Below are 18,306 nucleotides of genomic sequence, written 5' to 3'. Positions count from 1 at the left end.
AATCATGGCGACACTGCATTCTTAACCAGATCGTTGAAAACCTCGATCGGCTTCAGCCAGTTCAACGTCTGACGCGGTCTGCCATTCAACTCTGCGGCGACTCTATCAAGATCCTCCTGAGTGTGCAAGGAAAGATCCGTACCCTTCGGGAAATACTGCCGGAGCAGACCATTCGTGTTCTCGTTGCTCCCACGCTGCCACGGCGAGTGCGGGTCACAGAAATACACCGGCATCCCCGTGCGAACCGTGAAATCAGCGTGCCGAGCCATCTCCTTCCCCTGATCCCAGGTCACACTCCCACGCATGAACTCCGGCAACGTCTCCATCTTCGCCGCGAGCAGAAAAGCGACCCGGTCAGCGGTACGGTCGAACGGAATCCGCACCAGCATGACGAAACGGGTGGTCCGCTCGACCAGCGTGGCGATCTGGGACTTGTTGCCCTTCCCGATAATCAGATCGCCCTCCCAGAAGCCGGGAACGGCCCGGTCCTCAGCCTCCACCGGCCGCTCGCTGATGTTCACCATGTCCTTGATAGAACCCCTGGCCACCGCAGGACGCGACCGGTTCACCCGCTGCGTACGACCACGCCGCAGAGCCAGCTTCAGCTGCGTCCGCAGCTCCCCACGCGCCTGGAGGTACAGGCACTCGTAGATGGTCTCGTGCGACACCCACATCTCCGGGTCATCAGGATGATCCACACGCAACCTCTCGCCGATCTGCCGCGGTGACCACTTCTCCGCGAAACCGTCGTTGACCGCGTCATGCAACCGCTGCGAAGATTCCAGCTTACGTGGCTTCGGCCGTAGCCGATTCTCGTCGCAACGCGCCTGCGCCTCGACCGCACGGTAATCCAACGATCCGCCGTTCCGCGCGATCTCCCGAGCGATCGTCGAATGGTGCCGCTCGAGCAGCCTTCCGATGGCCCGAGCTGACGTCGAATCACCGCCCCGGATCAACTCCCGCGAGATCGTTTCTCGCTCCTCAACCGTCAACGGAGAAGACCCGCTCATCTACCACCCAATCACTCGACACCCAAGATCATTTTACCGGGTGTCGCCATGACCGTTTGACTCCGCCCAGTGGTACTCTTTGGTGGCTCCGGTGCTGATTCCTATGTCGAAGTCTTTGTCGCAAATTGAGAAGACCTGGTCGCCAAGGCCAAGCCTCCGGGCGACTCGCCGCAAGTGCGAGGCTAGGTCCCTTACCTTCTTCTTGTCTCCGGCGGCGCCGATGTTCACTTGCTGTGCAAACTCTGGGAACAATCTCGATATGACGTCTGTATCGAATCCCTCGCCCTCAACAATTACCACCTTGCTGTAGGGGCGATAAGTTGTAAGATCTCCGACTAGCGCCCGCGTCGCCTCTGCCAGCTCGCTATCTTGAAGCACCGGCGTTGCTTGATTTTGCGTTGGCTTTGGCTGTGAAGAATCTGACATGTAGAAGACGCTGTACTTAGGATGCCCGGCGCAGTGGCGGAGCATGACGTCTGAGTGTGTGATAAGCCATATCTGGTTATTCTCTGCGACGCCTAGGTGTTTGTGATAGAAGTCGGGGAGATGGCGGAGAAGCGCGGGGTTCAGGTGGAGCTCCGGCTCATCGACGAGTATTACGGAGTTCTTTAGTCCTGCCGACTTCAGTCGGAGGTATCCGTACACGATCTCTTTTTCGCCGGAACTTAGTTCGTCGATATCGTGCGAATCTCCGTTGGTAAGTCGTACCGGAAACTGAATCGACCCATGGAGATCGACCTCGGGGCCAAGGTATACCTTGTTTGGGAAGAATTGCTGGAATAGCTCGGTGACGGTGGCGTTAAGACTCGGGCTTCGGTCTGCCTGCGCGCCACCCTTCGAAAGTAGTCGGTGTAGGAAATCTGTTACGAGGTGGCTTTTGATCGACCGATATTTTGCTTGCGAATCGTAAAGGGTCTGATCTCTTTGTCGATCAATATTTGATTGCAGATCAAGGCTGATGTTGTTTAGTTTCTCGCGTATGTAGGTCCGGGAGGCGCTTTGAAACTCGAATATTCCTAGACTTGCCGGCAGGTAGGTCCCGAAGGCGAGCTCTAAGATTGGCGACTCTAGGGGGATAAGGCTTCCCTTGGGTGAGACCTCTAGTGCCAACTCGTGAGACTGCCTGGAGAGTTGGTTCATCATGTCAGCGGCAAGAGATTCCGCTCTACGAATGATCCGCGGCTGCTCTCGGAGGTCCTGTGGTAGCGAGCGCCCGGTTGCTGCCGATATATGGTGACCAGGGCTTTCCCGCCAGAGTTTCTCTGCGATTAGATCAACTAGATTCGCCCGGATGAAGTCGATCTCCGCTTTGGCAAGCTCGATAGAGGCTGAAATGTGTAGCGGCTTGGATCTATCACGTAGGAGGCGGTCTGCGAACCATGGCTTATTGATGTCGAGGTTGAATTCTTGAAACCAGCTCTTCCATTCGTTCGGTTTGTAGCCACCGTATGATGACTTGAGTAGGCGAATTGCGTCTAGGACTGAAGACTTCCCGCAGCCGTTGGGTCCTGCGATTACTACAAGGTCTCCGAGTTTGTCAATCTCGAAATTCTCAATGCTTCGAAAGTTCTGGATCTTTATTGACCTGAATCGCATCTGCGTCTTCTTGGCTTCTCTGTTTGTTTGTGATGGGGTTGATGTGGCTTTCCTACTCGCCGTTCTCCGCGTATATCGCAGTGTTGGCGGCGTGTGCCTTGAATGAGGTTCGTATTCGTCTCGCGAGTCGGTCTGGGACATGTGAGTCTAGGTCTGCATCTGAAACCCAGGATAGGTCAGAAATTTCGCCATCGTTAAAGTGTATGTCCTCCGGCTTCAGCTTGTAGTTCCGGCTTCCGTGAAATACGAATAGGATTTTGTCGCCTTCGGTCGGTGCTGGGGCCCAGTCGACGACTAGGAGTGGCCCCACGTCAACCACTAGGCCGAGTTCCTCGTGTATCTCGCGCACGCATGCGGCGCGGGGTGACTCGCCGGGTTCGACGTAGCCGCCGGGGATGTCCCAGTGGTTCTTGTAGGTGGGCCGTACGAGGAGGATACGGCCGGCGTCGTCGAAGAAGAGTGCGCCAGCGGCGACGCGTGGGGTCGCCATGGGCGGTGTCTCTGGCTCGGTCACCCTTGGCAGGGTAGACGGGGTGGGTCAGTCGAGCACGTTCAACCGTCGGGCGAGGCCGACGAGTTGGGTCGAGGGCTTGCCGCGCTGCCGGCGTACCCAGGTGAGGGCGAGTTGCCGGCTGAGGTAGTGGTGGCGGACCTGTTCGGGTGCCATCTGCTCGGCATCGAGGAGGATGGCTTGCGCCTCGTCGGTGCGGTTCCAGGAGCTGAGGGCGCGGGCGACTTCCAGGGCGTGGCGTATCCGGCGTTCCATTGGTAGTGCGCTGGTGTCGATGCGTGGTCCGAGGTCAACGGCTACCTGGATGTCTCCGAGTTCAGCGGCGGTGGCTACCCGGTGGATGGCGACGTTGGTGGGGCCGAAGGCTGTCCAGAGGTGGTTGGCGTCGTTTCCGAGTCTGGCGGCGGCTTCCTCGGCGGCAGTCAGGAAGGTCCTGGTGGTGCTCGCGTCATCGGACCGGGCTGCGGCCATCGATCCGGCGAGAAGCAGCGTGCCGTAGACGGAGAGCAGGGCCGGGCTTGCGGTGGTGCCAACGTGCGGGGCGAGGTAGGCGGCTGCGTCCTCGGTGAGGCGGACTGCTTCGCGGTATCGGCCGGTGGAGTGCAGTGCATGGGACACCGAGCGGAACAGGGAACCCATGATGACGGGGTCGCCGGTGGGCCGTACGGCGGTGAGTCCGCGGTCGGCGGCGATCCACGCGAGGTCGGCTTCTCCAAGTTTGGTGAGTTGCGTGGCGGCGAGTTGGTAGGTGAGGCCGAGCAGTTGGCGGGCTTGGTCCTGGTCGGCGCCGTCGCTTTCGTCGACTGCCGCGTGTGCGTTGTTGATCAGCGCGGGTAGGCCGCTGGTGACGTAGCCGAACCGGGAGCCCTGGTAGGCGCTCCACAGATCGTCGACCTCGGTCCGGAGGTCTGCCGTGTTGGGCGCCTCGTCACGGCTGCCGATCCCGACGAGCTGGGTGACCGCGCGGTAGTCGGTGAGCGCTGCCCGTAGGGCGGGAACGGTGCTGGTACCGCTGTCGCCTGTCCAGTCCAGCAGGGTCGGTTCGGCCAGGAGGTCACCGAGTCCGACGTCAAGGACGTCAGCGAGGGCCTTGATCACTGACAGGCGGTCGAGGTCGATCCGGTTGTTCTCGACCTTGCCAAGCCAGTCGGCCGTACGGCCGACAAGTCCGGCCAGGACCTCTTGGGAGAGGCCACGGCGTCGCCGGTACCAGGCCACGCGTTCGCCGATGGTGAGTGAAGTGTTCATCCCGCGCATGGTGATGATCCTCCCGCGCTGTGGCTGTGGTACCCCGGAACGATTTTCCGGGTTGATGGGCCGGTTGTGCCACAACCTGTATTCATGATCGAGCACAACGCGAGCAACTGCCCCTCCTGCGTCGGCTCCGGGTGGAAGTACGTCACCCGACGGTCCGACCTTCAGACGGTCGCCAGGGGTGCGGGTCGCGGTCACGCGTTGGCGCGTCGGTCGTGTGTGGACTGCGCCGGCTCGGGGAGGTCGGCCGCGTGAGCTGGGCACCGGGGCGAGTGCTGGCGCCTGGTTGTACGGGACGACGACAGCCGCGTGAATGCCCGCTCGCCTCGGTGCCCGTCCAGCCGTGACGGCGGACGGGATCAAGCCGGGGACGGTCCTGCTGATCGATGGCCGGGCGTCGGTGCAGTTCGGCGGAGATCGTGCGCTGGTGCTGCGGGTGATCTCGGTGTCCGAGCGCCCGACATACCACGGCTGGGCATGGGTCACCGGATATGTGTTGGACGGTGCCGGTCAAGCCCTGGACAGGCGTGAGGTGTTCGTCCAGGTGGCTGGGCTGAGGCCGGTGTCGGTGCGGCCGGCGAACGTCGTGAGGAGGAACCGTGGCGTTTGATCTTCGGGTGCGACTGGGAGACGTGGTCCGGTTGACTGCACGAGACCGGTTTCGGCCGACTGACGGCCCGGTTTCGATCTGGGTGACCGGGGTGCGGCTGGTGACCAACCGTCCGGAGGGTCACGAGTGGATTTGGTTGGAAGGCGTCAAGATGATGCACGACGGCCGGTCCGGGGATCACGCCTTGGTCCTCGTACGGGCGTCGATGTTCACCGCTGACGGCGGGCAGTCGTGACAACGTACCTGTCTGCTGACGCGCGGAAGGCGCTTGCGGCGGCGCAAGCTCTGCTCGATCTGCACGTTCCGTCGGTCAACGACGATCGCTGTCTGGAATGCGGGCATGAAGGTCCGTGTCCGGCGCGGCGGGCGGCCTTGCGAATCTTCGGCCGCTACCGGCGGCTGCCTCGACGGCGGCCGGGTGCCACGTTCCCCGAACTGATCGGCGAGCGAATGGGGTCCTGGTCCGGCTGGTGGCGCGGGTCGTCCCGGCCGGGCACGCCGAACGGCTGACTGTACTTGTCCCGTCATGCTGCGTGCCTCTAGGCTCCTGTCTTGACATGTGATCTTTGATGGTGGGGTGGCCCGCGATGGCGTACGAAGTGCCGACGCCGAAATACCTGCGCGTGTTGAACACGCTGCGGGAGCGCATCGAGAATGGCTCGTACGCGCCGGGCGCGGTGCTGCCGTCAGAGAACCAGTTGTGCTCGGAGTTCGGGGTTTCCCGTCCTACCGTCCTCAAAGCTCTCGGCATCCTGAAGCAGGACGGCTGGATCGAGTCGCAGCAGGGCAAGGGCAGCTTCGTTCGTGGCCGACCGCCGTCGGGTCGCACCTCGCCGCAGTACGCACGGGACGCGGTCGAGCTGGATGAGAGCGCCGAAACAGAGATCCTGCATGTCGGGCCGGTGCTGGCGTCGCCGCGTGTCGCTGCGGCGTTGAACATCCCGGACGGAACACCCGTCTACGAGCGGCGCCGCCGGACGGTGTCACAGTTCGGCCCGGTGGACCTGATTTCGACGTTCGTACCGGTCGACATCGCCGTGGGCACAGAGATCGTCAAGCCGGAGCCGATCGCCGGTAGCTTGATCGAGCACATCACCCGACACAAGGGACTGCGCGCGGACTACGCCACCGAGCGGATGACCACGCGGCGGGTCAGCGCGGACGAGGCGGACGCCCTTGACGTGTCGGCGGACGAGTCGGTGTTCAGCGTCGTCATCACCGCGCATCGGGCGTCGGGTGAGCCGATCATGGCGTCTGTGCTGGTGCTTCCCGGTAGCCGTCACGAGATCGAGGACACCTACCCGCTGTCCTGACTGGGCGAACGTTCTCACCATCTGCATGATCAGACTTCGACCTTGGCTTGTGTTGACAGGCTGACGTAACTTGTAAGCTCAACCGGATGTCAGGCGGACATCTGGTCCAGCTAGGAGGCTTACGTCGTGGTTCCTGCGTCGATCAAGGTCCCGGTCCCGTTCGAGTACGTGTTCCCCGCCGGTGCGCTGTTCCTCGGTGTCGATGCTCAGGTCGACTTCGACCGGCGTGGCGAGGCGGACAACCAGGCGCGGGACAAGGAGACCGGTGAGCGGGTCTGGGTGGTCCGTGTGTTGGATCTGGACGCTGAGGCGGGCAAGTTCGGTCGGTCCACTGAGGTCAAGGTGAAGATCGTTGCCGGGCAGCGTCCGGTGCCGCCGTCGTCGACGGTGCCGGGGTATCCGCCGGCGGTGGAGTTCGACGGGCTGACCCTGACCCCGTACGTGGATTCGCACCGGTGCCGGGCCTCGGGTCAGTGCCGGGCGCGGATGGCGTACTCCCTGCGGGCCACCGGCATGCAGCCGGCCTCGGCCCACGCTCCCGCCGCTGCCTGACCGCTCCATCTCTCACGCGGGGCGGGCCGATTCCCCGCCAAGAGTCCCGGCCCGTCCCGCGCTCCCATCCCTTCAACCCCTCGTGAAAGGGGGCAGGGCTGTGACGCCCATGCTAATGAACCTTGCCCTGATCAGGCCGGACCGCCGCGAGCCACGGCGGTATTGCGACGCCTGCGCGCTCGTCGTCTTCCTCGACCAGCCGGCGGGCGGTGACGACCGTGGCTGACGGAACGCGATCGTTCGCCGCTGAGCTGGCGGAGCTGCTGAACAGCCGGCCGACCTGGCAGGCGTCCGACGAGGAGCGGGCCGCCTGGTACGACCGCAAGGCGGACCTGTTCAACCGGGCTGCGGCTGAGTCGTCGTCGCCGGATGTCGCCGGTGAGGCGTCGGATCTGGCGGAGATCGCCCGTGAGCAGGCCAACCGCATCCGGCGGGGGTGGTCGGCGTGAGGTTCCGTCGTCGTCTGCTCGCTGGTGTGTTGTGGTCCTGGCTGGCGGTGGCCCGCCGGGTGATGGGGCTGCGGGATCTGCCGGCGTTGGTGGATGAGATCCGGTGTCCGCGTTGTGGGCGGTGGGTGCGTCCGCGTCGGTTCGATTCGCTGCATATGGCGTGCCGGACCTGTATGGCGACGCTGGGTCGTCCGGTCCGTTGGTCGGGGCGGTGACGACGTCATGCCGTTGATCAACATCATTCCGGGGGAGAAGGTCCCGGTCGCGCCGATGAATGTGCGGCTGCCGTCGTGGCGGTTGCCGGGCTGGCTGCTCCTGCTGTGGTGGCTGGCCCGTGGCCTGGTCCGGCTGACGGTGTTGGCGGTCCGCTACTGGTGGATCTCCGGCCCGGCCGTCGCTGTGGCGTGGGTGCATCTGGAGTACGGTCCGCTGGTCCTGGCCGCCGTCGTCGCAGGCCTCGCCACAGCGGGTGTGGTGTGGTGGCGGCTGCATCCGGGGTCGTGGTGGCGGTTCGGCTGGTACCCGTTCGTGGCCCGGTGGCGTCGGTTGTGGGTGTACCGGCGTCGCTGGGTCGCGGTCACCGCCACCTGCGGACTGGCAGTCATCTTCGACGGGGTCCGCTACGTGCCGCGTCTGGTCCGGGTCGTCTCGGATCGGTTCGGGGACACGGTGACGGTGCGGATGCTGCCGGGTCAGGTGCCGGATGACTGGGCGCGTATCGCGGACCGGTTGGCGCACGGTTTCCACCAGCGCGAAGCGCGGGCGTCGGCGTGTGTGCGGCCGGATCTGGTGGCGGTGCGGTTCACCCGCCGGGATCCGCTCGCCGGCGTGGTGGCGCCGCTGCCGGTCCCGGCCGTGCCTGATCTTGCCGGCCTGCCGCTGGGCGTTCAGGAGGGCGGGGAGCCGTATCGGCTGCGGCTGACGGGGTCGCATGTGCTGGTGGCGGGGGCTACGAACTCCGGCAAAGGCTCGGTGATTTGGTCGCTGATCTCCGCGTTGGCCGGCGGCGTCCGTTCCGGGTTGGTGGAGCTGTGGGTGTTCGACCCGAAGGGCGGCATGGAGTTGGCGGCGGGGCTGCCGTTGTTCGCCGGGTTCTGCTACCAGGACCCGGACACCATGGCCGGTGTCCTGGAAGAGGCCGTGAAACGCATGCGGGTGCGGGCGGACCGGCTTCGTGGGGTGACCCGTCAGCACACGCCGAGTCGGGATGAGCCGTTGATCGTGGTGGTGGTCGACGAGTTGGCGGCGTTGACCGCCTATCTGACTGACCGCAAGGTCCGCGACCGCATCAAAGAGGCGCTGGGTCTGTTGTTGTCGCAGGGCCGGGCGGTGGGTGTGCATGTGGTGGCGGCGTTGCAGGACCCGCGTAAGGACGTGCTGCCGTTCCGGGATTTGTTCCCGACCCGGATCGCGTTGCGGATGACCGAGCCGGAGCAGGCTGACATGGTCCTGGGCGACGGTGCCCGTGACCGGGGTGCGGTGTGTGACCGGGTTCCGGAGACGCTGCCGGGGGTCGGCTATGTCGTCCTCGACGGTGTCCGGGAACCCGTCCGGGTCCGGTTCGCCTACCTGTCCGACGACGACATTCGCGGCCTGGGCCAGGCGTACCGGCATCTCGACGACACCGACACCGACAACGGCACGGACAACGGCGCTGGTGGCGTGCCGGGGGTGATCGCATGACGCCGTCGACTGGTGGTCCGACCCGCGCGGAGCGGGCGGAAGGCGTCGTCCTGGTGCTGATCCTGCTCGTCGTCGGTGGCCTGGCCGGGGCGGCGTCGTTCACCCACGTCCACGACTGGACGATGGACAACTCCCCGGCGGGTACGGGGGAGTGGTTCGGCTGGGCCAACGCCGCGATCAGCGAACTGATCCCCCTCGCTGCGTTGCTGACGATCCGGCGGCGGCGTCGTACCGGTGGGCCGGTCGGCTATCCGATGTTCCTGCTCGTCTGCGCGGTCTGCCTGTCCCTGGCAGCACAACTCGCGGTGGCCAAGCCGGGTATCTCGGGCTGGCTGCTGTCGGCGGTGCCGGCGCTGGCGTTCCTCGGCCTGTCAAAGCTCGTCCTGTCCACCAAACCCGCCACCCCCGCCCCGGCCGGTGTCGACCAGCCGGGCAACCAGCGGCCGGCTGCTGCCGTCGACCAGGTCGACACCGACCACGCTGCCCCGGTCGTTCCCGACCAGCTGTCCCGGCCCGTCGACCAGGTCGCGGGCGTCGACCAGGTGCCGATGGTCGAACCAGTCCGGCCGGTTGCCGCCGGTGTGCGGCGGGGTGTGGTGCCGGTACCGGTGGCGGGGTTCCCGACCCGTAACGGCTCTGCGATGACTGGTGTGGAGGCTGACCAGTGACTCACCCCGAGCCCGCGACCCGGCCGGCGGCGGGTGTGGGCGCTCCGATCCCGGACAACGCGTCATCGCCGCTGTCGGTAATGCCGCGTCCGGGGTCGCGGGCGGCCCGGATGCGTCAACCCCTGGCCAAAGACGCGCTACGGCAGCTGGCCGAGCAGCATCAGGTGTGCGTGCGGCCGGTGGTGCTGCGCCGCACCGACACCGTGACCGGCCGTACCGATGTCGTCGAAGTGCCCTGCGGGGCGACCCTGGCCGCGAAGTGCAAGCCGTGCGCGGAACGCGGCCGACGGCTACGCATTCAGCAGATCCGGGAAGGCTGGCACCTGGCCGACGAACCGGCCGTCCGCCCGGACAAGCCGGGTGAGGACGTCCTGTCGCTGGTCCGGCTGCGGGCGCACCTCGAATTCGAACGTCACGCCCTGGCCTACGAGCCGATGCACCCGGATGCGCGGGCGGCGCAGGTCGCGGACCTGGACGCGGCGATCGTCGAGGTTGATGAGGCGTTGGCGGAATCGAACCTACGCGGCAAGCTCACCCCGACCGAGCGGGACGAGCGGCCTCGACGTCGCCGGTCGACCCGCCGCCGCCAGGACACCCCCGACCTGCCCCGGCTGCCCGTCGACCCGCGCACGGTCGGCCGCGCCTACACCGGCCGGCAGGGCAAAACGTATCGGCCGTCGATGCTGCTCACACTCACCCTCGACAGCCACGGCCCGGTGCACTCACACTTCCGGCGCGGCGGCTACGTCGTGCCGTGCGAATGCGGGCAACGCCACCAACCACACGACCCGGTACTCAGCACCCCGGTGGACCCGGCCAGCTACGACTACCGACGCGCCGCTCTCGACTCGATCCACTTCGCACGGGTCCTCGATCGGTGGTGGCAGAACCTGCGCCGGGCAGCGGGCTGGAACGTCCAGTACGCCGGAGCAGTCGAGCTGCAACGCCGACTCGCCCCACACGCACACTTCGCCATCCGGGGCACCCTGCCACGCAAGCTGCTCAAGCAGATCGCCGCCGCCACCTACCACCAGGTGTGGTGGCCACGCTACGACCAACCCGTCTACCGCGTCGACACACCACCGCTGTGGGACGTCGACCAACAGGCGTACGTCGACCCTGATGGCTTATTCGGCCGTGTACCCGTCTCCTTCGGTGGGTCAGTAGGGTTGTTGTGGTCATGTCGATGCAACCGAGGCCGTGGCCAGACGTTCCGGAGCAGACCGCGCGGATGGCGCGGGCGGCGTTCCGGAAAGGGAACCTGGCGACGCGGATCCGTGACGAACTCGGCCAGGTGTACGAGGACGCCCGGTTCTCGGCGGCGTTCGGGCTCCGGGGACGGCCGGGGATCTCCCCGGCACAGTTGATGACCGCCAGCGTGTTGCAGTTCTCGGAGAACCTGACCGACCGTCAGGCCGCCGACGCGGTCCGGGACCGAATCACCTGGAAATACGCCCTCGGTCTGGAACTCGACGATCCGGGTTTCGACCCCACCGTCCTGTCGGAGTTCCGGGACCGGCTGGTCGCCGGTGACCTGACCAGCCTGGCCCTGGACGCCCTGCTGCGACGCCTGGCCGGGCTCGGACTGGTCAAGGCCCGGGGCCGCCAACGCACCGATTCCACCCACGTACTCGGCGCGATCCGCGACCTCAACCGCCTCGAACTGGCCGGAGAGACACTACGGGCGGCGTTGGAAGCCCTCGCCGCGGCGGCACCGCACTGGCTCACCTCGGTCATCGACGATTCCTGGACCGGCGTCTACGGCACCCGCGTCGACAACCTACGCCTGCCCGAGAGCCAGACCAGACGTGACGAGTTGACGGTCCGCTACGGCATCGACGGCTACCACCTGCTCGACGCGGCGCACCACCCGGACGCACCGGAATGGCTGGCACAGATCCCAGCGATACAGACGTTACGCCTGATCTGGATCCAGCAGTTCTACCGCGACACCGACGGCGCCGGGCAGGAGGCGCGACGGCGGGAACACGCCCCGGACGGGGACGGTGTCCCGCCCGGCAGAGACCGCCTCATCTCCCCATACGACCCGGACGCCCGATACAGCGTCAAACGCGACACCGGCTGGGGCGGCTACAAGGTCCACTTCACCGAGACCTGCGACCCACCGACCGGCACCACCGGCCGGGAAACCGGACGCGGAGAACACCCGAACCTGATCACGAACGTGGCCACCACCACCGCGACCGTCCCGGACTCGGCCATGACCGCCATCATCCACCAGCGACTGGCCGACAAGGCACTGACTCCCGCCGAGCACCTCGTCGACTCCGGATACCCGTCCGCCGAGATCACCGCCGCCCGCCGCCCGCCGGCACGGGATCACCCTGACCTCCCCGATGCTGATCGACCCGTCCGCGCAGGCCCGCGCCGGGCGAGGCTACGACAAAGCGGCGTTCACCTTCGACTTCGACACCCGCCACGGCGTCTGTCCCCAGGGCAACACCAGCACAAGCTGGTCACCCTGCCGACAACGCGACACCGACACCATCGTGGTGTCCTGGCCGAAGAGCGTCTGCCAGCCCTGCCCCACCCGCCAGGAATGCACCCGAGGCACCCGCCGCCAGATCACCATCCACCCCCGTGACCTACACGAAGCCCTCACCGCTGCCCGCATCCAGCAGAACACCTCCGAGTGGAAGGCCCGCTACGCCGTCCGCGCCGGAGTCGAGGGCACCATGCGCCAAAGCACCCATGTCACCGGGATCCGTACCGCCCGTTACCGAGGCCTGCCCAAGACCAGACTCGAACACACCCTCACGGCCACCGCGATCAACATCATCCGCCTCGACAGCTACTGGACCGGACACCCCCTCGACCGCACCCGGACAACACACCTCCAACGCCTCGACTTCACCCTCGCCGCCTGACCTACACCGAATAAGCCATCAGGGTCTACGTCGACCCCAAAACCCGCCAGCCGCTACCCACCTGGGGTGAAGCGCTCGACGAACTGGAGGAACCCGGCACCCCACCCGCGTACGTCGCCCGGCTGGGCCGGATCGACGCACGCGGCATCGACCAGGGCACCAAGGATGCGGAACGCTCCATCCGCTACGTCACGAAGTACGTCACCAAGGACCTGACCGACCAGGCCCGACCACGCTCCGACCCCCAACGGGCGCACTTCGACCGACTCCACGCCGAACTGTCCGTCCTGCCGTGCTCGCCGACCTGCGCCAACTGGCTGCTCTACGGCGTCCAACCCGACAAGGCCAAACCCGGCCTCACCCCCGGCCGCTGCACCGGCAAGGTCCACCAACGGGCGACGCTGGGCTTCACCGGCCGGCGGGTGCTGGTCTCCCGGCAGTGGTCCGGCAAGACCCTGGCCGACCACCGCGCCGACAACCGGGCCTGGGTCCGCGCCATCCTCGCCGGGAACCTCGCCGACAACGACAACGACAACGACAACGACAGCGGGCAGCCGGGCGGGCAGGCGGACGGGCAGGTCGACAACCCGGACCGCTACCGGTTCGAACTCGCCCGACCCGACGACCCCGACGTCCCACCCCTGCAACACCGCATCCTGCGCGCCGTCTCCGAACGCATCCGCTGGCGCACCACCCTCACCAACGCCCGACAACGCGCCTCCGGCGCTGTTCCGGCAACGACTCGACCCCTGACCCTCGCAGCCTGAACCCCTCGGAGGAAACCACCCCAATGGACGACGAGCTGTTGACCGTCCCTCAGGTACTCAGCGCACTCAACGGCGTTTCTCGGCGGACCTTCTACCGCTGGCGTGAGCTGGGCATCGCCCCGGAGTGCATCAAGCTCCCGAACGGTGAGCTGCGCATCGGCCGGCGTGACCTGCGTGCCTGGCTCGAACGGCACCGGGAGGCGGCGTGAAGTCCCGCGCTGTGCGGGTGTGGGACATCCGCGTCAACAAGGGCGGCAGGAAGAAGACGTACACCGTCCGGTGGATCGTCGGCGGCCGGGAGAAGTCGCGGAACTTCGCCACCCGTGCCCTTGCCGACAATTTCCGGTCGGACCTGATGCAGGCCATCAACCGGGGCGAGGCGTTCGACTCGGTGACCGGCCTGCCTGATTCGATGATGGCGGCCAAGGAGGCGCAGACCTGGCTTGAGTTCGTTCAGTCCTACGTCGACATGAAGTGGCCCGGCGCGGCTGCCAAGTCGCGGGCCAGCCTGGTCGACGCGTTGGCCACCGTCACTCCGGCCCTGGTCCGGGACCTGTCGGGCCGGCCGGGGCCGGGGCAGCTGCGGCGCCTGCTGGTGGATCACCTGCTGCCGCCGGCTGTTCGGCAATCCGACGTCCCGCCGGAGTTGGCGCCTGCCGCGCGTTGGCTGCGCCGTGCTTCGCTGCCCCTCGTCGAGCTGGGGCAGGCGGCGACGGTCCGGGCCGCGCTCGACGTCCTGGCGTTGACGCTCGACGGGCGGGCGGCTGCGGTGACGACAACCCGGCGGAAGCGGTCGGTGTTCTACAACGTGCTGCAGTACGCCGTGGAATTGGAACTGCTCGACTTCAACCCGGTCGACAAGCTCCGGGTGCGGTCGACCCGCAAGAAGGTCGCGGTGACGGTCGACCGGCGCGTGGTGGTCAACCCGCGTCAGGCGGCGGAGCTGCTGACCGCGCTGACGTATGTCGGGCGGCGGGGCCGGGTCCGCAAAGGTGAGCGCCTGGTGGCGTTCTTCGCCTGCCTCTACCTTGCGGCGTTGCGACCGGGTGAGGCGCTGGGCCTGCGTGAACAGGACTGCCACCTTCCGGCAACGGGGTGGGGTCGGCTGACGCTGGTCGACAACCGGCCGCAGTCCGGCAAGCGGTGGACCGACAGCGGCGAGGCGCACGACCGGCGCGGGCTCAAGCATCGGGCCGACGCCGAGTCACGCAGCGTGCCGATCCCGCCGGAGCTGGTGACGATTCTGCGGGAGCACATCGACCGGTACGGCGTGGCGGACGACGGCCGGTTGTTCCGCAGCGAGCGGGGCAACGTCGTGGCGGCGTCTACGTACTCGCGGGTGTGGGAGGAGGCGCGGGCGTTCGCGCTGACTCCGCATCAGGCGGCGTCGCCGTTGGCGGGCCGGCCGTACGACCTGCGGCACGCGGCGGTGTCGCTCTGGCTCAACGCCGGTGCTCCGGCAACAGAGGTCGCTGAGCGGGCCGGGCATTCGGTCGACGTGCTGTTGAAGGTGTACGCGAAGTGCATCGACGGCCAGGAGGCGACGGTCAACCAGCGGATCGGCGACGCGTTGCAGGGCTTCGGTGGGTAGGCTCGCGGTGTCGGCCGCCAGTCCGGATCTTGCTCCGGGCACCGGGTGTGACCTGGGGAAACGCCTTCAAGATCAATCCGTGAATAGTCCGTGGCTGGCGACAAACGGCGGCTTCCGGTGGCATCCGGCTGCATGTTGTGGATCATCGACGGATCTGCGTACGCGCTGGTCAGCTGGCGTTTTCGCTGATCTCTGGGGTGCCCCCGGCAGGATTCGAACCTGCGACACACGGTTTAGGAAACCGTTGCTCTATCCCCTGAGCTACGAGGGCGCGAACGCCGAGTCTACCGGCCACAGGTGTGCCTGGTGTCTGCGGGGAGCGACCGGGCGGTGGCGGCCCTGCCTGGTTGGCGCGCGTCGTGGCCGGTTGTCCGGCCCGGTCGCGACGCGGCCCGCACCCGGGTCAAGTTCTTACGGAAAGGTGACGTCCCATCACTGTAGGTGGCCGATGGATATCGACGGCCGTAGCATTCTGCTGTCCCTTCCGCCGTGCGGACCGATCCAGAGGAGAACACGTGAGAATGCCTTACGCGGCTCGGGTGGCAACGGCGACGGTTGTCGGTCTGGCCGCCGTCTCGCTCACCGCAGCCAGCTCTGCCAGCGCCACGGGATCCACGACAGCCAACCGTCGCCCAATCTGCAACAGCGTGGGCTTCAACCTGCCAGCCACGGTCGGCGGGACGGTCACCATCCCGGTCACCGACCACGCCGCCGATCCTGACCTGACCCCGATCTCCCTGGTAGGGGTGTTCGGCGGTGCGCCCCTCGGGTCGGTGGTGATCTCCGACAACGGCACCGCCGCGACCACCAACGACGACGTTCTGATCTTCACCCGTACGAGTGGCAGCCGCGGCACGGCGCACCTGTACTGGACCGTCTCGGACGGCACGCTCAACGCGCAGTGCGTCGCGACCGGCTACGACCTGCCGCCGGGTAACGGCTGACTCGGCAGCGACAGCACAGTGGCAAGACACTCCAGTGCGCCAGCCCACCGACCGGCGGGTCACTGGTGCCGCCCACCGGGTCACCGATCTGTCGGTGGGGTGAGTAATAGCACGGCCGTTGCGGGGTAGACCCCAGCCAGGGGACGCAAGCAGATCGACCCGGAGGGTCACCATGACGACACCAGCCGCGCAGCCGCCTATGCGGACCAGCAACGAGGCCACCGAGGAGCAGCTTGCCGTCGCCCGGCGGCAGGGTCAGGCGTACGGGGGTGCGCTGCGCGCCATGGCCGAGGAGGACGGGGCGCTGAGCCAGCTGGCCGGCGATTACCTCGTGGCGTTCGTCAACGAGGAGGCGGAGGGCATGTACGAGCTCTCCGGCGGTCAGCTGGTCTGGCGGGAAGCTGCCCCGGATGCAAACGTGCATCTGGAGGTCGCGGTCGCGGACGCCGCCGACGGCCGCTTCATCCCCGGTCTGGACGTGCGGATCACGGTCAACCGGGACGGTCACACGGTCGCCACCGCCGGCCTGCCGTTCCTCTGGCACCCGTTTCTGTACCACTACGGCGGCAACGCCTCGGTGCCCGGTCCCGGCCCGTACGACGTGACGGTCCGGATCGCACCGCCGCAGTTCATGCGGCACGACCCGGTCAACGGCAAGCGGTACGCGACTCCGGTCGAGGTGCGCTTCGACCAGGTGATGTTCGCAAACGGGCGTAAAACCAGCCCGGACGCGCAGCCCCGTGGCGCCGACGCCCCGACGATCGGCGGGGACGGCACCGGCCCACGCGACTGGGCGGACACCGCCGCCGCGTCCCGTACCTCGGACGCCGCCGGTGCCCGTACCCCGCACGATGCCGCCGGGGTGCCGTCGATCGGCCGCTGGTAGCACCCGCGACATCGACTGCGGCTATCGGCGGCGGAGCGCCAACTATGGCTACCGGCGGCGGAGCGCCAACATGGCGATGTCGTCGACCAGCGGCCGGCCGTCCACCAGCGCGCCCATTGTCTCGGCGCAGGCCGTCTCGGCGCTGGTGGCGACCAACGAGTCGCACAGCTGACGCAGGCCGTTGTCGATGGTCGGCCCCCACCGCTCCACCAGGCCGTCGGTGAAGAAGAACAGCAGCGCGCCGGGCTGGAGGGCGTACCTGTGCACCCGGCGTGGCCGGTGGATGCGGGTGCCGAGCGGAAGGTCGGCCGGCACCGGCAAGCTGTGTGCGGCGTGGCCACCGCCGATCGTCACCGGCGGCGGATGGCCGGCCGTCGACAGCGATACGACCGTCCGGGCGGGGTCGATCGTCGCGTAGCACACCGTCGCCATCATGCCCGGCTCGAAGTGCTGCACCTTGCGGTCCAGCCGGGCGAGCACGTCGGCCGGGTCGGTGGTTTCCAGAGCGTACGCGCGCAGCGCGCTGCGCAGCCGGCCCATCACGGTGGCCGCGTGCAGCCCGCGTCCGGTGACGTCGCCGATCGCCACGCCGGCCCACCCGTCGGGCAGCGGCAGTACGTCGTACCAGTCGCCGCCGACCCCGGCGTCGTGGCCGGCGACGTACCGGGCGGCGAACTCCAGCCCGGCGACCGCCGGTAGTTCGGTGGGCAGCAGGTCGTACTGCAGCGCCAGGGTGGTGGCGCGGTCGACCTGGCGTTCGCGGGCCTGGTCGGCCAGGGCGATCCGGTCGGCCAGCAGCCGCAGCATTTGTTCGTCGTCGCAGGCCGGCCCGCGTCGTCGGGTTGCCACGTGCAGCACCCCGCCTACCGAGCCGCCGATCGTCACCGGCACCGCCAGCAGCGACCGGATGCCCTGTCCCTGCAACGCCGGATGCGCCAGCGTTTCGTCGTCAGGATCGGTCAGCATGACCGTGTCGCCGGTGGTCAGCACCTTGCCGGCGTACCCGCGCCCCAGCGGCAGCCGGGCTGGCGGTTCGTGGCCGGCCTCGATGCCCCATGCCGCGGCGGTGACCAGCTGCTGGGAGTGTGCGTCGAGCAGGCAGACGGCGGCGGAGTCTACGCCGAGCAGCCCGCCGGTGCGGGCCAGTGACTCGACCAGCAGCGCGTCGAAACCCAGCCGGGACAGGGCAGGGTCGGTGATCGCCTCGATGCGTTTGAGGCGCTCGTCCGCGTTCCCACCCTCGACCGACACGAACGCAGCCTAGTCGAGCGGCCGGCTCACCCGGCGGTGGCGACCCGGTCCGGCTTCGCCTCGTCGCGAGCGTCGACGATCGCGGCCACCAGGTCGTCCAGCGTGTCCATCCGCTGGCCGGGGCCGTCGAACTCCACCTCGACGCCGAACTCGGCCTCGACGGCGTCGACCAGTCGGAGCAGGCCCAGCGAGTCGACTCCCAGCGCGATCAACGATCCGCCGCCGGTCAGCTGGTCGGCCGGCACCGTACCGCCGGTCGCCTCGTCGACCAGCTCCGTCACCCGCTGCCGCAGCGTCGTCGTGTCCACCGAGTCCTCCTTCGTCTCCACGTTG

The 18,306-nt window shown here is 67.3% G+C and carries 18 protein-coding genes, 1 tRNA gene and 2 pseudogenes; 14 read left to right on the top strand and 7 right to left on the bottom strand.

All coding sequences use genetic code 11. The features are described 5' to 3' along the window. Positions 1-2: 2 nt before the first annotated feature. The 4 genes from EDC02_RS19605 to EDC02_RS19590 are packed head-to-tail and all read right to left on the bottom strand — an operon-like array spanning position 3 to position 4,365. Positions 3-992, bottom strand: coding sequence for an IS30 family transposase (locus tag EDC02_RS19605; protein WP_199757696.1), 990 nt, complete (start codon positions 990-992; stop codon positions 3-5). Between the two features lie 51 nt (positions 993-1,043). Next, positions 1,044-2,606: an ATP-dependent endonuclease gene (locus tag EDC02_RS19600; protein WP_158632237.1), complete on the bottom strand. Its 1,563-nt coding sequence runs from the start codon at positions 2,604-2,606 to the stop codon at positions 1,044-1,046. Between the two features lie 52 nt (positions 2,607-2,658). Beyond that, entirely contained in the window at positions 2,659-3,120 is a 462-nt protein-coding gene (locus EDC02_RS19595) for an NUDIX hydrolase (protein WP_233606035.1), read from the bottom strand. A gap of 24 nt (positions 3,121-3,144) precedes the next feature. Continuing rightward, positions 3,145-4,365: a helix-turn-helix domain-containing protein gene (locus EDC02_RS19590; protein WP_123603213.1), complete on the bottom strand. Its 1,221-nt coding sequence runs from the start codon at positions 4,363-4,365 to the stop codon at positions 3,145-3,147. A gap of 319 nt (positions 4,366-4,684) precedes the next feature. Here EDC02_RS19590 and EDC02_RS19585 point away from each other — a divergent pair, with 319 nt between their 5' ends. From EDC02_RS19585 to EDC02_RS19530, 12 genes and pseudogenes are all read left to right on the top strand, one after another. Continuing rightward, positions 4,685-4,981 carry a hypothetical protein gene (locus EDC02_RS19585; protein WP_123603212.1) on the top strand — a complete coding sequence of 99 codons (297 nt, stop codon included), beginning with the start codon at positions 4,685-4,687 and terminating at the stop codon, positions 4,979-4,981. 587 nt (positions 4,982-5,568) lie between these two features. Beyond that, the gene (locus EDC02_RS19575; RefSeq protein WP_123603210.1) at positions 5,569-6,294 is read left to right on the top strand and encodes a GntR family transcriptional regulator; all 726 of its coding nucleotides are present in this window, start codon (positions 5,569-5,571) and stop codon (positions 6,292-6,294) included. A 126-nt stretch (positions 6,295-6,420) separates the two neighbouring features. Next, on the top strand, positions 6,421-6,846 hold the full coding sequence (locus tag EDC02_RS19570; protein WP_123603022.1) for a hypothetical protein: 426 nt from the start codon (positions 6,421-6,423) through the stop codon (positions 6,844-6,846). A gap of 100 nt (positions 6,847-6,946) precedes the next feature. Further along, a complete protein-coding gene (locus EDC02_RS42395; RefSeq protein ID WP_255500437.1) occupies positions 6,947-7,072 on the top strand; it encodes a hypothetical protein in 126 nt (41 codons plus the stop codon). Further along, positions 7,065-7,295: a hypothetical protein gene (locus tag EDC02_RS19565; RefSeq protein WP_148083507.1), complete on the top strand. Its 231-nt coding sequence runs from the start codon at positions 7,065-7,067 to the stop codon at positions 7,293-7,295. Before EDC02_RS42395 ends, EDC02_RS19565 begins: the two co-directional genes overlap by 8 nt. A gap of 222 nt (positions 7,296-7,517) precedes the next feature. After that, positions 7,518-8,978, top strand: coding sequence for an FtsK/SpoIIIE domain-containing protein (locus EDC02_RS19560; protein ID WP_123603020.1), 1,461 nt, complete (start codon positions 7,518-7,520; stop codon positions 8,976-8,978). After that, positions 8,975-9,646: a DUF2637 domain-containing protein gene (locus EDC02_RS19555; RefSeq protein ID WP_123603209.1), complete on the top strand. Its 672-nt coding sequence runs from the start codon at positions 8,975-8,977 to the stop codon at positions 9,644-9,646. Before EDC02_RS19560 ends, EDC02_RS19555 begins: the two co-directional genes overlap by 4 nt. A gap of 80 nt (positions 9,647-9,726) precedes the next feature. Beyond that, positions 9,727-10,734 (top strand): annotated as a pseudogene (locus EDC02_RS19550) (replication initiator); the annotation flags it as partial. Between the two features lie 92 nt (positions 10,735-10,826). After that, positions 10,827-12,534 (top strand): annotated as a pseudogene (locus tag EDC02_RS19545) (IS1182 family transposase). Between the two features lie 17 nt (positions 12,535-12,551). Next, positions 12,552-13,301 carry a replication initiator gene (locus tag EDC02_RS42810; RefSeq protein WP_370461553.1) on the top strand — a complete coding sequence of 250 codons (750 nt, stop codon included), beginning with the start codon at positions 12,552-12,554 and terminating at the stop codon, positions 13,299-13,301. Positions 13,302-13,324: 23 nt separating this feature from the next. Next, the gene (locus EDC02_RS19535) at positions 13,325-13,510 is read left to right on the top strand and encodes an AlpA family transcriptional regulator (protein ID WP_123603208.1); all 186 of its coding nucleotides are present in this window, start codon (positions 13,325-13,327) and stop codon (positions 13,508-13,510) included. Then, entirely contained in the window at positions 13,507-14,892 is a 1,386-nt protein-coding gene (locus EDC02_RS19530) for a tyrosine-type recombinase/integrase (protein WP_123603207.1), read from the top strand. The genes EDC02_RS19535 and EDC02_RS19530 overlap by 4 nt, the downstream gene beginning before the upstream one ends. A gap of 198 nt (positions 14,893-15,090) precedes the next feature. Here EDC02_RS19530 and EDC02_RS19525 read toward each other — a convergent pair. Next, a tRNA-Arg gene (locus tag EDC02_RS19525) sits at positions 15,091-15,163 on the bottom strand. Positions 15,164-15,407: 244 nt separating this feature from the next. On the opposite strand from EDC02_RS19525, the gene EDC02_RS19520 reads away from it, so the two are divergent. Both EDC02_RS19520 and EDC02_RS19515 read left to right on the top strand, forming a co-directional pair. Next, the gene (locus tag EDC02_RS19520; protein WP_148083521.1) at positions 15,408-15,836 is read left to right on the top strand and encodes a hypothetical protein; all 429 of its coding nucleotides are present in this window, start codon (positions 15,408-15,410) and stop codon (positions 15,834-15,836) included. Positions 15,837-16,008: 172 nt separating this feature from the next. Continuing rightward, positions 16,009-16,722: an iron transporter gene (locus EDC02_RS19515; RefSeq protein ID WP_123603205.1), complete on the top strand. Its 714-nt coding sequence runs from the start codon at positions 16,009-16,011 to the stop codon at positions 16,720-16,722. A 48-nt stretch (positions 16,723-16,770) separates the two neighbouring features. Here the strand turns inward: EDC02_RS19515 and EDC02_RS19510 are convergent, their stop codons facing one another. Then, positions 16,771-17,973, bottom strand: coding sequence for a PP2C family protein-serine/threonine phosphatase (locus EDC02_RS19510; RefSeq protein ID WP_123603204.1), 1,203 nt, complete (start codon positions 17,971-17,973; stop codon positions 16,771-16,773). Between the two features lie 26 nt (positions 17,974-17,999). Then, positions 18,000-18,302 (bottom strand): acyl carrier protein, encoded by a 303-nt coding sequence (locus EDC02_RS19505; RefSeq protein WP_199757694.1) that lies wholly within the window; start codon positions 18,300-18,302, stop codon positions 18,000-18,002. Positions 18,303-18,306 lie beyond the last annotated feature (4 nt).

The organism is Micromonospora sp. Llam0 (assembly GCF_003751085.1).
Classification (GTDB): Bacteria; Actinomycetota; Actinomycetes; order Mycobacteriales; family Micromonosporaceae; genus Micromonospora_E.
This window is presented reverse-complemented; position numbering and strand designations above follow the sequence as displayed.

Bases quoted from the DNA above. Each gene is read 5' to 3' on its own strand.
- EDC02_RS19600 (WP_158632237.1), bottom strand. From the start codon at position 2,606: ATGCGATTCAGGTCAATAAAGATCCAGAACTTTCGAAGCATTGAGAAT.
- EDC02_RS19575 (WP_123603210.1), top strand. From the start codon at position 5,569: ATGGCGTACGAAGTGCCGACGCCGAAATACCTGCGCGTGTTGAACACG.
- EDC02_RS19585 (WP_123603212.1), top strand. From the start codon at position 4,685: ATGCCCGCTCGCCTCGGTGCCCGTCCAGCCGTGACGGCGGACGGGATC.
- EDC02_RS19560 (WP_123603020.1), top strand. From the start codon at position 7,518: ATGCCGTTGATCAACATCATTCCGGGGGAGAAGGTCCCGGTCGCGCCG.
- EDC02_RS19535 (WP_123603208.1), top strand. From the start codon at position 13,325: ATGGACGACGAGCTGTTGACCGTCCCTCAGGTACTCAGCGCACTCAAC.
- EDC02_RS19515 (WP_123603205.1), top strand. From the start codon at position 16,009: ATGACGACACCAGCCGCGCAGCCGCCTATGCGGACCAGCAACGAGGCC.
- EDC02_RS19555 (WP_123603209.1), top strand. From the start codon at position 8,975: ATGACGCCGTCGACTGGTGGTCCGACCCGCGCGGAGCGGGCGGAAGGC.
- EDC02_RS19590 (WP_123603213.1), bottom strand. From the start codon at position 4,365: ATGAACACTTCACTCACCATCGGCGAACGCGTGGCCTGGTACCGGCGA.